Origin of the sequence: Streptomyces sp. NBC_01351 (assembly GCF_036237315.1) — a bacterium.
Taxonomy (GTDB): domain Bacteria; phylum Actinomycetota; class Actinomycetes; order Streptomycetales; family Streptomycetaceae; genus Streptomyces.
Genome location: NZ_CP108356.1, coordinates 2,194,993 through 2,207,488, shown reverse-complemented (window position 1 = coordinate 2,207,488; position 12,496 = coordinate 2,194,993). Strand labels below are relative to the sequence as shown.

General features: G+C 70.2%; 17 protein-coding genes. 9 read left to right on the top strand and 8 right to left on the bottom strand.

The annotated features are described in order from the left end of the window. Positions 1-68: 68 nt before the first annotated feature. The 3 genes from OG625_RS09860 to OG625_RS09850 all read left to right on the top strand — a co-directional run bounded on the left by OG625_RS09860 (position 69) and on the right by OG625_RS09850 (position 1,443). Complete coding sequence (locus tag OG625_RS09860) at positions 69-236, top strand: metal-sensitive transcriptional regulator (RefSeq protein ID WP_443067689.1); 168 nt, start codon at positions 69-71, stop codon at positions 234-236. Positions 237-335: 99 nt separating this feature from the next. Then, positions 336-875: a DUF4396 domain-containing protein gene (locus OG625_RS09855; RefSeq protein WP_329378421.1), complete on the top strand. Its 540-nt coding sequence runs from the start codon at positions 336-338 to the stop codon at positions 873-875. Between the two features lie 157 nt (positions 876-1,032). Then, on the top strand, positions 1,033-1,443 hold the full coding sequence (locus OG625_RS09850; RefSeq protein ID WP_329378419.1) for a four-helix bundle copper-binding protein: 411 nt from the start codon (positions 1,033-1,035) through the stop codon (positions 1,441-1,443). A 282-nt stretch (positions 1,444-1,725) separates the two neighbouring features. Here OG625_RS09850 and OG625_RS09845 read toward each other — a convergent pair whose 3' ends face one another. After that, a complete protein-coding gene (locus tag OG625_RS09845; protein WP_329378417.1) occupies positions 1,726-1,899 on the bottom strand; it encodes a hypothetical protein in 174 nt (57 codons plus the stop codon). A gap of 95 nt (positions 1,900-1,994) precedes the next feature. Here OG625_RS09845 and OG625_RS09840 point away from each other — a divergent pair, with 95 nt between their 5' ends. The 3 genes from OG625_RS09840 (at position 1,995) to OG625_RS09830 (ending at position 3,476) form a co-directional block, all read left to right on the top strand. Continuing rightward, positions 1,995-2,213, top strand: a complete 219-nt coding sequence (locus OG625_RS09840; RefSeq protein ID WP_329378415.1) for a hypothetical protein — start codon at positions 1,995-1,997, stop codon at positions 2,211-2,213. Positions 2,214-2,372: 159 nt separating this feature from the next. Then, on the top strand, positions 2,373-2,726 hold the full coding sequence (locus OG625_RS09835; protein WP_329378413.1) for a DUF6153 family protein: 354 nt from the start codon (positions 2,373-2,375) through the stop codon (positions 2,724-2,726). A gap of 87 nt (positions 2,727-2,813) precedes the next feature. Beyond that, a complete protein-coding gene (locus tag OG625_RS09830; protein WP_329378410.1) occupies positions 2,814-3,476 on the top strand; it encodes a hypothetical protein in 663 nt (220 codons plus the stop codon). A 241-nt stretch (positions 3,477-3,717) separates the two neighbouring features. On the opposite strand, the gene OG625_RS09825 is transcribed toward OG625_RS09830, so the two are convergent. Together OG625_RS09825 and OG625_RS09820 are read right to left on the bottom strand one after the other, a co-directional pair. After that, positions 3,718-3,993, bottom strand: coding sequence for a hypothetical protein (locus tag OG625_RS09825; protein ID WP_329378408.1), 276 nt, complete (start codon positions 3,991-3,993; stop codon positions 3,718-3,720). Positions 3,994-4,037: 44 nt separating this feature from the next. After that, on the bottom strand, positions 4,038-4,391 hold the full coding sequence (locus tag OG625_RS09820; protein ID WP_329378405.1) for a PRC-barrel domain-containing protein: 354 nt from the start codon (positions 4,389-4,391) through the stop codon (positions 4,038-4,040). A 563-nt stretch (positions 4,392-4,954) separates the two neighbouring features. Here OG625_RS09820 and OG625_RS09815 point away from each other — a divergent pair. The 3 genes from OG625_RS09815 to OG625_RS09805 are packed head-to-tail and all read left to right on the top strand — an operon-like array spanning position 4,955 to position 6,683. After that, positions 4,955-5,740: a hypothetical protein gene (locus tag OG625_RS09815; RefSeq protein ID WP_329378403.1), complete on the top strand. Its 786-nt coding sequence runs from the start codon at positions 4,955-4,957 to the stop codon at positions 5,738-5,740. A 4-nt stretch (positions 5,741-5,744) separates the two neighbouring features. Beyond that, entirely contained in the window at positions 5,745-6,038 is a 294-nt protein-coding gene (locus OG625_RS09810) for a hypothetical protein (RefSeq protein WP_329378401.1), read from the top strand. A 3-nt stretch (positions 6,039-6,041) separates the two neighbouring features. Then, positions 6,042-6,683: an endonuclease gene (locus OG625_RS09805; RefSeq protein ID WP_329378399.1), complete on the top strand. Its 642-nt coding sequence runs from the start codon at positions 6,042-6,044 to the stop codon at positions 6,681-6,683. Positions 6,684-6,694: 11 nt separating this feature from the next. Here the strand turns inward: OG625_RS09805 and OG625_RS09800 are convergent, their stop codons facing one another. The 5 genes from OG625_RS09800 to OG625_RS09780 form a co-directional block, all read right to left on the bottom strand. After that, positions 6,695-7,489, bottom strand: a complete 795-nt coding sequence (locus tag OG625_RS09800; protein WP_329378397.1) for a VOC family protein — start codon at positions 7,487-7,489, stop codon at positions 6,695-6,697. 80 nt (positions 7,490-7,569) lie between these two features. Then, the gene (locus OG625_RS09795; protein ID WP_329378395.1) at positions 7,570-7,854 is read right to left on the bottom strand and encodes an isoamylase early set domain-containing protein; all 285 of its coding nucleotides are present in this window, start codon (positions 7,852-7,854) and stop codon (positions 7,570-7,572) included. Between the two features lie 996 nt (positions 7,855-8,850). Further along, entirely contained in the window at positions 8,851-9,771 is a 921-nt protein-coding gene (locus OG625_RS09790; protein ID WP_329378393.1) for a hypothetical protein, read from the bottom strand. Further along, the gene (locus OG625_RS09785) at positions 9,768-10,430 is read right to left on the bottom strand and encodes a phosphatase PAP2 family protein (RefSeq protein ID WP_329378391.1); all 663 of its coding nucleotides are present in this window, start codon (positions 10,428-10,430) and stop codon (positions 9,768-9,770) included. The genes OG625_RS09790 and OG625_RS09785 overlap by 4 nt, the downstream gene beginning before the upstream one ends. Positions 10,431-10,548: 118 nt before the next feature. Next, positions 10,549-11,712 carry a transmembrane-type terpene cyclase gene (locus tag OG625_RS09780; protein WP_329378389.1) on the bottom strand — a complete coding sequence of 388 codons (1,164 nt, stop codon included), beginning with the start codon at positions 11,710-11,712 and terminating at the stop codon, positions 10,549-10,551. Positions 11,713-12,496: the final 784 nt, after the last annotated feature.

Below are 12,496 nucleotides of genomic sequence, written 5' to 3'. Positions count from 1 at the left end.
CACTTCTCCCCGCCCTGTCATTGAAATCGATACCCCCCAGGGGTAACTGCGAAGGAAGGGACCGAGCCGTGCACGGCTACACCGCCCACAAGGGCGACGTCCTCAAGCGCCTGCGCCGAACCGAGGGCCAGGTCCGCGGCCTGCAGCGCATGGTCGAGCGCGATCAGGCCTGCGACAAGGTCGGTGAAGCCTCCCGGGAATCGCCCGCATGGTCCGCGCCTGAGGGGGTGAGGTGAGCGGGATCCATCTCTGGCCATATACCCCCTAGGGGTATATGGTTCAGGATGTGGGCGCCGGGCAGGAGTCCACACGGGACGGGAATGGGGACGAGGGCCATGGATCACAGCGCGCACCACACCAGCACCGGTCACGACCACGCCGCGCACCAGGGGCACGAGGGGCATGGCGGCCACGGCGGCCACGATGGTCATCACGTAGGAGGAGTGACCTGGGGCGCTGCCGCGAAGGCGACGTTGCACTGCCTGACCGGGTGCGCCATCGGCGAGATCCTGGGCATGGTCATCGGCACTGCCCTGGCCTGGGGCAACGCCCCGACGATGATCCTCGCGATCACCCTGGCGTTCCTCTTCGGCTACTCGTTCACGTTGTTCGCCGTTCGCCGGGCCGGCCTGGACTTCAAGAGCGCCGTCAAGGTCGCCCTCGCCGCCGACACTGTCTCGATCGCGGTGATGGAGCTCGTCGACAACGGCATCATCGCCCTCACCCCGGGAGCGATGGACGCCCACCTCTCGGACGCCTTGTTCTGGTCGGCCCTGCTGGGTGGGTTCGCCGTCGCCTTCCTGATCACGACCCCGGTCAACAAGTGGATGATCGGCCGCGGCAAGGGCCACGCCGTCGTCCACGCCTACCACTGACCGCCGCTCCACCCGCAGTACGGCAGCGCGCCCGGACGCACCGCGAAGGTGCTCCGGGCGCGCTGCCGCGCGCGCGGGTGTTGGCTGGAGGTGTACCGGGGGCTTCTTGGCGGCCCGGCCAGGTCCGCCGGCCCGCGGTGAACGGAGTTGATCCGTCATGGCCGGCACCGTCAAGGACATGCTCGCCACCTACCCGGCCGACCTCGGCGCCATCGACCAGACCAAGCTCACCCGATGCATCGAGGCATGCATCGCCTGCGCCCAGGCGTGTACTGCCTGTGCGGACGCCTGTCTCTCCGAGGGCATGGTGGGCGACCTGACCAAGTGCATCCGCACCGACATGGACTGCGCCGACATCTGCACCGCCACCGCGGCCGTGCTCTCCCGTCACACCGGCTACGACGCCAACATCACCGCTGCGATGCTCAGGGCGTGTGCCATCGCCTGCAAGGCGTGCGGCGACGAATGCGCCTCGCATGCCGGCATGCACGAGCACTGCCGGATCTGCGCGGAGGCGTGCCGTGCCTGCGAGCAGGCATGCAACGACCTACTCGCCGCCCTGGGCTGACCGCCGGCGCGGGAGGCGCAGTTCCTCCTGCGTGCGACGGGCGGGATCTGCTGCTTCGGGTCTGTATCGCGCGGACGTGACGGGCACCACCGACGCCCGGCCACCGGCCGGCACTCGGCGCCGCGCCTCCACGTCTCCGGCGCGCCACTTTGCGGTGTGCCCACCCGGAAAGACCTCACAGACGTCCGCTGTCACTTGTTTCACCGTCCGGCGCCGTGCTCTCGCGGCGGTCGGCAAGCCGGTCACGGCCTTTGCACTCGACCAGACCCAGCGGATGCACTTCTACGCCATCCGCTCCGACCTGACCGGCTTCCAGCACATCCACCCCTCCATGGCCGCCGGCGGCACCTGGACCGCGGACCTGATGGCCCTGGCCCCCGGCTCGTGGCGGATGTACGCCTCCTTCACCCCCGACAGCGGCACCGGGAAGGGCAAGGACTTCGTACTCTCGCGCACCGTGACCGTGGCCGGCGACGCCACCACCCCCGCTGCCCGCACCGGCCACCACCACCGAGGCCGACGGCTACACCATCACCGTCAAGGGCCGGCCCATGGCAGGCATGGCCCACCCCTTGACCGTCTCGGTCTCCAAGGACGGCAAGCCCGTCACCGACCTCCAGCCCTACCTGGACACCTACGCCCACCTGACCGCCTTCCACAGCGGCCCCACACCCCGCCAACGGATATGGGATCCCGACAGGACAGTCATCGGCTCGTTCTCCGGCTCCGAGGCACGGGGCCGGCCGGCACCGTTGCAGCCCACGCTGTGAGATGCCGCGCAGACGCATCCCCACCTGGTGTTATCTTCCTCCCAGTCCAGGTAGGGACGCCCCTGTTGGCATTCCCGTAACCAAGCACTCCTATGGTCGGGAAGCGTGATTTCAGGCAAGGTCCGTCGCGACCGTCACACGGGAGTGTTGCTGCGGGCAATGCTCCTCGCGGTGGTGCTTGCCCTGTTCGCGATGCACATCCTGGCCTCACATCAGCAAGTCCACGGCGGGCACGCCGCCGGGGGCAAGGCTCAGCACACTCACTCCGACGTCGCCCCCGGGGTCGCCGCCGAAACACCGGACAGCCCGGATGGCGAATCCCCCTGCGACCACGGCGGAGTCGGAGAGAGCTGCCTGGCGCTGCTGTGCATCGTTGCTGCCCTGTTCACGTTCGTCCTCAGGCGCAGGGGCTCCAACCGCGTCCTCCGCCGATGGGCAGCACGCGGGCATCCCTGGACCAGCCGCACCGGCGACCCGCCGTGCCTGCACCGACTTTCGATCCTGCGCTGCTGAGAGCTGCACCAGCGTTGCGCCACACCACTGGTGTCGGCGCGGCTTCTGCCTGCTCTCAACCACCAAGATCCGAAAGGCCTTACCCGCGTGACCACCGTTCTCAAGCCCGAGCTCCACCAGACGTCCGCCTCGAGACATCGCCGCCCCGCCTTCGACAAGAAGGCGCTCCCGGCTCGCTACAGCGGCCAGATGCTCTACTTCATGGGTGCCGCCCTCATCGCCGGCGCCGTCGTCCACTACCCGATCAATCCGTCGCTGTACGCGATCATCTGCGGCGTCGGCGCCGTCGTGTTCCTCCTCGGCACCCTCGTCAACGAGTTCGTGCTGGCCGACGAGCGTCCGGCGCTGAGCCAGGCGGTCTCGCTGGTCGCGTTCTCCCTGCTGCTGTCCTTCGGTGTCGGCCTGGTCGGCGGCGGTATCCAGCACTTCGAGCAGTTCCCCGAGCGCAGCGCCTTGATGACCCCCGTCGGCCTGCTCATGTCGTACGTCGCGTTCGTCGCCAAGGACTCCAAGGGGCGCTGGCGGCACCTCGTCAGCCCGTTCGCGGCCGTCGTCGTCGTCATCTCGGCCGTCGCCTGGCTGGGCATGACCGCCCTCGCCGGCACCATCAGCTCCGGTGGTCACAGCCATGACCAGGGCTCCACGACCGGGACCCCCGCAAAGCCGGACCAGGCTCCCGTTGAGCAGGCCCCCCCGGCCAAGGCGCCCGCCGAGCCGACGAAGGACGGACATACGTCCCATGGCCACTGACCCCGGTCCGGCAACCTCGTAGCTGTTCTCGCGGGCCCAGGTGGACCATGCTGGGCCCGCAGTCCGCTCACGGCGCCTGCACTTGCCGTCGGTCGGCTCGGGATGCGGCGCGCTCTTGCGGGTGCGCAGCCGGCGAGGCGTTCCTCCAGTAGGTTCTCCTCGCTGCTGATCTTCCCCAGCTCACCGCGGCGGGTGCGGCCCTTGTACCGGTCACCTGCAGATCGAGGTTCAGAAGCAGCACTCAGGATGCTGGACGTTCCGCGCGGCGCCGCTGGTGGTGCCCGTCCGGTGCATCCGCGTCCTCGGGTGCGGGACCGTCGTCGAGGTCGGGGTGGCCGGGGTGGAATTCCAGCAGGCCGCCGTCATCGGGGTGGGACGGGGACTCCAGGAAGAGGACCAGGGCGCGGGTCCCTTGAACCTGCCGGCTCCCCCCGGTGAGCATCGACTCGGACCGGTAGAGGGTTCGAGCCCCTTGCGGGTCGGCCGGTATTCGCCGGCGTCTCTGGTCGCTGCTCACCGCCCTGACCGGCACGTTGTGGCAGGCGGACGTGGAAGGCCTCGTCACATGTGCGGCATGCCGTAGTACTTGGCGAACTGCTCCAGGTAGCTGGGGTCGCGGGGCTGCTTCTCCCGTTCGAACTCCGGGGCGTCCTTGATCTGGTCCTTCGTGCGACTGACGTAGACCGTCTCGTTGTCGCGGTCGACGCGCTGGATGGTGCTGGCGGGAAGCAGTACGTGCTTGCCGAAGATCCATCCACCAGTGTCGACGACGAGGTAGCCGGCTCCGGCCTCGTCCGTGTGCTCGTCGACCTTTCCGATGCTTCCGTCGGTCGCCTCGACCTTGAATCCGATCAAGTCGATTCCGGTCCCGTAGCCGGAATCGGCGCGGTAACCCCAGATGCCCTCGTCTGCCATGGCTGCTCTCCTCGTTCGCTGCTGCCGTTGTCCAGGCTGTTCACCATGGCCCGCATCCGGTGGAGCGGAGCGGGTGGCGCTCCGGCGGCTCCCCTGTAAGGCGCAGCGGTGCTACGGGCAGTCGAGCGAGGGGGCGAGGAATTCGGGCGGCTACGGAGTGGCTGAGCAGCTGGGACCATCCGTGATCCGCCGCTGCACGGGCTCCTGAGCGTTCGCAGCGACCATGAGCCCCGGCCCGAATGCGCGCACCCGCCTCGGGTAGGCGCACGGTATGTCCGGTCACCACATCGACGGCACTCTGTCCCTGCCGGCCCACGGCTATGCGCGGGCCCCGGATCTGCGCCGGGCCCGTGACGGCGCGCCGGTGGTGTGGCGATCGGCGGTCTGACCGCGCGGGTGGAGAGCGGCCGGCGCGAGGCCGTGACCCGCTGGGAGGGCCGCGGGGTGGTGCTGTTCGACGAGGTGGCGACCCTGCTCGCGGGGGTGATCTGTGACTGGTCCGGTCTGCCGGTCTGCCGGTCACGGAGGACGCGGCCCATGAGATCGCCGAGGACTGCGTGGCCATGGTGGACGGGTTCGCCACGGCCGGACCCCGGCACGTACGGGCCCGCCGAGCCCGCCGCCAGGAGCAGGGCCTCATGGCCGCCGTGAACCGAGTCCGCGCGGACGACCCTCACTTGGTCGCCGGGACGGTGCTGGAGACGGTCGCCCTGCACCGCGAACCGGACGGCACCCTGCTCGATCCGCACACGGCGGCCGTCGAACTCCTCAACATCATCCGTCCGACCGTCGCCGTCACCTGGTACGTCACCTTCGCCGCCCACGCCCTCCACCGCCACCCCGGCCGGCCTGACCAGCTGAAGACCGACGGTTCCGCCCGCGCCCGCGCGTTCGCCCACGAAGTCCGCCGCTTCTACCCCTTCGTGCCCTTCATCGCAGGCCTGGCCGCCCACGACATCACCCTCTCCCTGCTCGCGCCTCTGTCCTCGGCCCTCGCCCGCACGGACCCCGCCGTACCGCATCAGCACCTGTCCATCCCGCTGAGCCGGATCCCCACCCGGCCCCGCAGTGGCTTCGTCATCGAGGTCGCATCCCGGGCAAGGCGTCACGATGCCCCGCGGTTCCCGTCCCAGCGTGAACGCGCGCGCCAAGGAGATCCCCGCGGATCGGGGTCAGGTGCGGTGGTGTACTGCCCTGCGCCGGTAGAGTTGAGGCGTGATCCGGCGGGCCGGGCGTGCCGTCGTACCGCGGTGACAGGCGGTGACCGACATGGACAATGCCGAGTTCGCGGGGCTCGTGAGTTCGCTGCTTCGGTCCGCGCACAGGATCAGTCCCGGAGCGCTGCCTGATCTCGTGCGCAGTGCGACGCAGTCGCTGGGGCTGCTCGATTCGGTGATCTACCTGGCCGATCTGCAGCAGATCAGGCTCGTTCCCCTGGGTGAGGACCCTTCCGATGCCGCCGATGGCGGTGAACCGGGTCTGCCCGTGGACGGGACGCTCGCCGGCTGGGCGTACCGCACCGGGTCCAACCAGCTGACCTCGGACCGCCACGAGGGCCACCTCATCGACGACGCGACGATCCTGCCGGCCGAGTGGCACCCACCGGACCGGGAACCGCGTGAGGCACCCGCTCCCCGTGCGGCCTGAGCCATGTCCCGGGAAGCGACGGTCGAGCACCTCCTGGCGGAGTACGGCCGCACCCACGCCGAGGAGGCGGGCATCCGGCTGCGGAACACACCCGCGCCGCTGTACCAACTGCTGGCCCTCTGCGTGCTGTTCTCCGTCCGCATCAAGGCCGACATCGCGGTGGCGGCGGCCCGCGAGCTCTTCTCGGCCGGAATGCGCACCCCACGGGCGATGGCCGCCGCCCCTTGGCAGGACCGTGTGGACGCACTCGGCCGCGCGCACTACCGCCGCTACGACGAGAGCACCGCCACCGCGCTCGGAGCCGGGGCCGAGCTCGTCCTCGACCGGTACCGCGGGGACCTGCGCCGGCTGCGCGACGAGGCCGACGGAGATCCCGGACGGGTGCGGGAGCTGCTGCGGGAGGTCCCGCGGATCGGCCCGGTCGGGGCGGACATCTTCTGCCGGGAGGCCCAGGGCGTATGGCCCGAGCTGCGTCCCTCGTTCGACCGCCGGGCCCGCCACGCCGCCGCCGAGCTCGGGCTCCCCAAGACGCCCGAGGGCCTGGCACATCTCGTCACGGCCGATGACGTGCCGAGGCTGGCAGCCGCCCTGGTCCGGGTTGAACTCTCCAAGGGAGCCGCCGCTGACCTGCGTAGATCCGACTGAGGCCGGTGCGATCAGGGGCCGACGATGCTGAACAACGCGCCGTCGGGGTCCCTCAGGGTGATCTCGTGGGGGAAGGGGCCGGAGTCCGTCCCGAGGACGGTGCTGCCGCCCAGTCCGAGGGCCGCATTCACGGCGGCTTCGAGGTCGGGCACCCGGAAGTGGACGTGCCAGTGGGGCCGCATATGCGGGTCGGGGGCCTGCGCGAGCGTCCCGCCGTGCAGGCGGGCCACGGTCCGGCCCGCGTGGCGGAGCTGGATGTGGTTGTTCTCCTCCACGTAGGCGACCTCGCAGCAGCCGGCGTGCTCGCAGGCCCACTCCAGGACCTCGCCGTAGAAGATGGCTGCCTCGAAGGCGTTCCTGGTGCGCAGTTCGAGCCAGGCCGGAGCGGCTTCGCCGTCCATGTCCCAGTCGGGGATGGCGTCGCCCTGCCAGATCCCGAAGACCGCCCCGTCGAGGTCGGCGGCGAGCGCGGCGCGTCCGGTGCCGAAGGGCAGGGGGCCGACGGCGACGGTTCCGCTGCGTTCGAGGATGCGTGCCGCCGTGGCGTCGGCGTCGTCCACGGCGAAGTACGGGGTCCAGGCGACGGGGATCGTGTGCGTCGCGGGCTGGGAGCCGAGGCCGGCCACCGGGACCCCGTCGCTGAAGCCGACGGAGAACACCCCTCCGAGATGCGCGGGCCCGAATTCCCAGCCGAGAACCGCGCCGTAGAACTCCTGCGCGGCGCCGAGGTCGCGGGCCGGCAGACTGACCCAGCAGGGTGCGCCGAACACTTCGTGACTCGATGTCGACACGACGGTCAACCCCATCCGCTGGTGCACCCCCGGGAGCCCTTCCCACGGTACTCGCGGGCCCCCGGGACGGTGCGTACGTGTGCGGGCGCAGCCCGTCAGGTACGGAGCAGGCTGTTGGAGCCGTCGAGTGCGTCGGCGCCCTCGTCGTTGAACCAGTAGTCGCCCGCCGCCAGGTAGCGGAAGGCGTGCGTGCTCTTGCCGGGCAGTGCGACGGTCACCGCGCGGGTGCCGTCCTTGCGTGGCCGCAGCTCGTGCGTGCCCGGCTGCCAGTCGTTGAAGTCGCCCACGACGCTGACCGGTCCGGGCGGGGTGTCGGCCGGCAGGACGAAGGTGATCTCGGTGTGGCCCTTGTCGTCTTTGCGGCGCTTGCGTTCGAGCACGGGACAGGCTCCTGCCGGTTCGGGGAACGTCCGCCACATCCTCGTACCGAGGCAGGGCGGGCCCCGCGACGACACGGCGACATGGCGGACGGACACCCGGGCGGCGGAGCGTGAACGGGAGCTGGGGAGCGCCGGAGGGAACGGGGAACCGGGGGATGGCGACAGCGGAGGTTGGGCCGGATGAGAGCGGGAAGGCGCGGAGCAGAAGACGGAGTGGAGGGGAAACCGAGCTACCGCTCCCTGACGCAACCGGACGGACCATGACGAATCTGAAGACCGGCCCGCCTACCCACCCGTTCCCCCGGGACCCCGCGGATCCGCATCCGGCGCCTCCCACGCACCCGTGGCCCGGAGATCCCCAGGCACCCCGGCCGGCGCCCACGCCCGCCCCGGGCCCGGAGCCGGAGCCCGATCGACCGCCGTCCCCGCCCCTCCAGGGCAGCCGTGAGGGGGCCGCGGCCATGGGTACTCCGCCGAACGATCCCGTCCCGCCCAGTCCGACGCCGTCGCCTGGCCCGGGTCCCGGTCCGCATCCCGGGCCGTTGCCGGGCCCGGTTCCGGCGCCGGGCGGGCCGGATCCGGTGCCCCCGGCACCGCCGCAGCCCGAGCCCGATCCCCAGCCGCCGCCCGCACCGCGTCCCGAGCCGCACCCTCAGCCGGGGCCCCTTCCCGGGCCCGTACCGGCACCGGAACCCGTCACCTGAGGGCGGGACGACGCCGGAGGTGACCATGAGCGCCGAGAAGGGTCTCGCGGAGTACCGGCGGCGGCGTGACTTCGCGAAGACCGTGGAGCCCAAGGGCAGCGGCAGCGGCGCCGGGACCGGCCGTGAGCCGGACGAGCAGCGCCGCACGGCGGCTACTCCCTCACCCGCTTCCGCACCGCCGAAGGCGGCGGGCGCGAAGCGTGGCTGCTGGTCAAGCGCGCCGACGAAAGCGCCTCCGCGAAGGGCACGCCGGACCCCTGGCGAGCCCGGTCGACGCGCTCCCGACGCACCCTTAGGCAGATGGCCGAGGCAGGCGGCGGGCAGCCGTGATCAAGAGCGGCCGCCGGCCACGCCCGTACGCCGCTGCGCCGAGGATGCCGACGGCCAGGGCCGCGCCGATGGCCACCTTCTTGCGCAGGCTCGTGCCGGCGGGCAGTGAAGGGGGCGCGGGGTCCGGGGGCGTGGTGATCGCCCGGGGGTACGGCCGCACGGCCGCCGCGTAGCGGCGTCGGCAGACCTCCGCGACCCGTGCGCGCCGCTCGGGTGGCAGCGCGGAGAGGCGATCCAGGAACATCGACTCGTACCGGTCCACCTCGCGTCGCAACTCTGCGGCGGCCGCGTCGCCGAAGAGCTCCACGAAGCAGGCGTAGACGTTCAAGGTCCCCGAGGCGACATCCTGTTCGTAGTGCCCGAGGTCGTTCGCGATGTCCGCGAGCACTTCCACCGGCCAGAGCAGGTCCCGGGCCGCGGGGCCCATCGACCGTCCGCGAAGGGCGAAGGTCATGGCACGCAGCAGACGCACGTCGGTGGGTCTCAGTTCGACCAGGGCGAGAGCGTCCTGACGGGTGACGGAGCCGCGCGACGTCGTGGCGTTCTCCAGGCGGATGAACCGCTCCGCCTCGTCGACCAGGAAGGCCACCTCCTCGTTCCATGCGCCCAGGGACCGCAGCACCTTCTCGAAAGCCTTCTTGTACGTGTGGAACGCCTCGTAGTCGCTGTTGCGCTCGGCGTCGAGGTCCACCGCCGTGTTGCGTTCGGCCAGGGAATCGACACGGTAGACCAGGTACTCGACGCCGAGCAGCACGGGCGTCAGGCGTAAGCGCTGCCTGCGCGGCACTTCGTCCACGATGTAGTACATGTGCGACACGTAGTCCCGCGTGATGCCCATCGCCTTCCCCAGAGGGGTCGACGCCAGACGGGCCAAGCTGTTCATCGTGTTTCCTTTCCGGAGGTGTCCGGGGTGCGGGTGTCCACACGCCAGGCGACCGCGAAGCCGACCGCGAGCCCGAGCAGGACGCCGCCCGCGACGTCGGCGGCGTGGTGGGCGTCTGCCAGCACGCGGGAGACGGCGACAGCCGCCACGAGGACCGGACCCAGGCCCAGGCACAGCCACCACACGGGTGTGCCGGTACGCAGCACGACCAGCAGCGCCAACACGATGAGCGTCGCGGAGGCCGTGTGCCCGGACGGGAAGCTGTACCCGGGGTCGGGGGCAGTGCCGTCGGCCGGCAGCGGCATCGGCCGTCCCACCAGCACTTCGAGCGCCGTCTCCACCGCGAACTGCACGCTCAGGCCACCGAGCACCCACAGTGCGGCGCCCGGCCGGCGGCGGCGCAGCAGTACGCCGAGGATCGTGAGCAGGCCCGCCCACACCAGGGCCGAGCCCACCATGTCCGCCGGTCCGCCGGCGCCGAGCCAGGAGCCGCCCGATGCCCCGAAAGCGCGGTCGGCCAGTGCACGGGCCTCGGCGTCGAACGCGCTGACGGCGTTGCTCCCGGACGCCACCAGCGCGGTCAGGGTGACGAGCGCCGTCGCCGCGACTGCCGATCCGAGGAGGTGTCGGGGGGCGGTCCCGGCTGCGGCGCCGGTCACGACGTGGGCTCGACGGGACCGGTGAACTGTCGGCGGAGCGTGTTCATGACCATTCCCTTCTGCCGTCCCGGCACGGACGGCAGCGCCGTTGCGGAGCGGAGGTGCGGAGCGGAGGTGCTCAGAGCCGGCGCCAAGGCGACATGCCGGCGGCCTTTATGGAGCGGTGGAGCAGGACGCAGTAGGCGACGTCCAGCAGGAACGTCCACCCGTACATGACGTTGATCAGCGGGGTCAGCGGATACGAACGGTGGCCCAGCGACTTCCGCGTGAACTCGGACCAGCTCGTGGGCCAGGTCCGTTGCGGTGAGGTGGTGACGGTGAGGGCCGTGGCGATCCAGGCGCACAGCGTGCCCAGCCATTTGCCGATGGCGATGTACATCGACTGGCCCGCAGGGGAGCCGCGGTCCTCCAGCATCTTGAGGTACAGGATGGACATCATCAGGTTGATGCCGAATCCCGTGTACTCCCCATCGGGATCTGCCAGGTCGATGAACGCGTGGTAGTTGACCGACAGGGCGGCGGCCACGCACAGTCCGAAGACGGGCCGGAAGTAGCGGCCGAGCGCGCTGTCCGGGAACTGCGCCGCGCCGTACTTCCACACCTGCCAGGCGATCACCACGTCGACCAGGAAGCCGGCGATGCTCGCGGTGTGGAAGTAGTCGCCGAGCGGGTCCAGGAGGAAGCCGTAGGCGAACTCCCAGGTGAGATTGGCGAAGAAGGCGGCGAGTGGCACGCCGTACGTCTGATCGGCGAAGCCCCGGTAGACGATCGCCACGTAGGCCACCAGCCATCCGAGGGCGCACAGCATGCCGAACAGGACGACGGCACTCGACACCCCTTCGGCCGCGTTCTTCTCTTCGTGCCGGTCGGCGGCCGGGTCCGGGAAGTCGTCCCGGAGCGGGGCGCAGTGGAGCAAGAACGCCCGTTCGAGCTGTTCCTGGTGCTCCGCGCCGACCGATCGCAGCCCCTTCTCGAAGAGCGCTTCGAAATGGGAGATTTCCTCCCGTATTCGCTCCGTGGCGGCGTCGCCGTAGGTGTCGACGAAGGCGGCGTAGATGTTGGTGCGTTTGATCGGGCCGGTGGTGCAGGCGTACTGCTTCAGGTCCCAGGCGACGTAGGCCAGGGTCTCGGCGGGGCGCAGCGTCTCGCGGAGTTCCTCGTCGCCCTCGCGGTCCCACGGCCGGCCGAGGTCTCGGACGATGCGCAGTTCACTCGGAGCCAACTCCAGGAGCCGCCGGAGTTGTTCCGGCTTCGCCGTGCCCTGGCGAACCGCGAATTCCACTTCGGCGAGTTCCGTGACGTCCTGCCGGGCGCGTGCGCCGTCGGGGATGCGGGCGCAAAGCCGGGTCAGGACCTTTTCGATGCCCGCGTCCCGAACCCCTGCCAGATATCCGGAAAGGTTGCCTCCGACTGGTTCTGGAGCCAGTGCGGCGAGACGTGCGCGCTTGACCGCGAAGGTAAGGTATCGGGCTGTCAACCGAACTGGTGCAGCGCGAAGTTGCTGCTTCAGCGACGCGCCGAGGACCGTGGCGTGCATGCCCTCGCTGATGGTGGTCTCGATGCCGCGTCGAATCGGTGGCGCCACTTGGGTAACGGCCGAAGCCAGTAAGTGCTTGGCGCGCCGAGACGCCGCCAGCCTCAGGTTTCGCATCATGCTCAATCCAGCCTCCCAGAGCCGAGTCCCGCACAGCCAGTCCAATCCGTGGACACCCAACTCACGTACCTGCATGCGTAGTTGAGGCAAAGTTTACCTGAGCGGGTGATGGACATGGTGTACCATCATGATCCGCACCGTCCAGGCTTACTCGCAAGGCCTGATGCGCAGGCTTCACTTGATTCGCCAAGAACGCCGCCTGTGTTGCTCTTCGTGGTGCGGTCACTTCCAACCAATTCGGGGGAATCGGAATGGATGTCTTTTCGGGGCGCTCTCCATCGGTTTTAGAGCACTCCCTGTCGGCTGAAGAGGCCGATGGCCTGTGCGCGGCAGCCCAGGCTGCGCTGACCGCGCAGGGCTCTCCCGCGAAGTCCTTATTCTATGAAGGCCTGGAAGAGTACGTTCATCGAAT

Bases quoted from the DNA above. Each gene is read 5' to 3' on its own strand.
- OG625_RS09805 (WP_329378399.1), top strand. From the start codon at position 6,042: ATGTCCCGGGAAGCGACGGTCGAGCACCTCCTGGCGGAGTACGGCCGC.
- OG625_RS09800 (WP_329378397.1), bottom strand. From the start codon at position 7,489: ATGGGGTTGACCGTCGTGTCGACATCGAGTCACGAAGTGTTCGGCGCA.
- OG625_RS09840 (WP_329378415.1), top strand. From the start codon at position 1,995: ATGGCAGGCATGGCCCACCCCTTGACCGTCTCGGTCTCCAAGGACGGC.
- OG625_RS09820 (WP_329378405.1), bottom strand. From the start codon at position 4,391: ATGGCAGACGAGGGCATCTGGGGTTACCGCGCCGATTCCGGCTACGGG.
- OG625_RS09855 (WP_329378421.1), top strand. From the start codon at position 336: ATGGATCACAGCGCGCACCACACCAGCACCGGTCACGACCACGCCGCG.
- OG625_RS09850 (WP_329378419.1), top strand. From the start codon at position 1,033: ATGGCCGGCACCGTCAAGGACATGCTCGCCACCTACCCGGCCGACCTC.
- OG625_RS09835 (WP_329378413.1), top strand. From the start codon at position 2,373: ATGCTCCTCGCGGTGGTGCTTGCCCTGTTCGCGATGCACATCCTGGCC.
- OG625_RS09815 (WP_329378403.1), top strand. From the start codon at position 4,955: ATGGTGGACGGGTTCGCCACGGCCGGACCCCGGCACGTACGGGCCCGC.
- OG625_RS09790 (WP_329378393.1), bottom strand. From the start codon at position 9,771: ATGAACAGCTTGGCCCGTCTGGCGTCGACCCCTCTGGGGAAGGCGATG.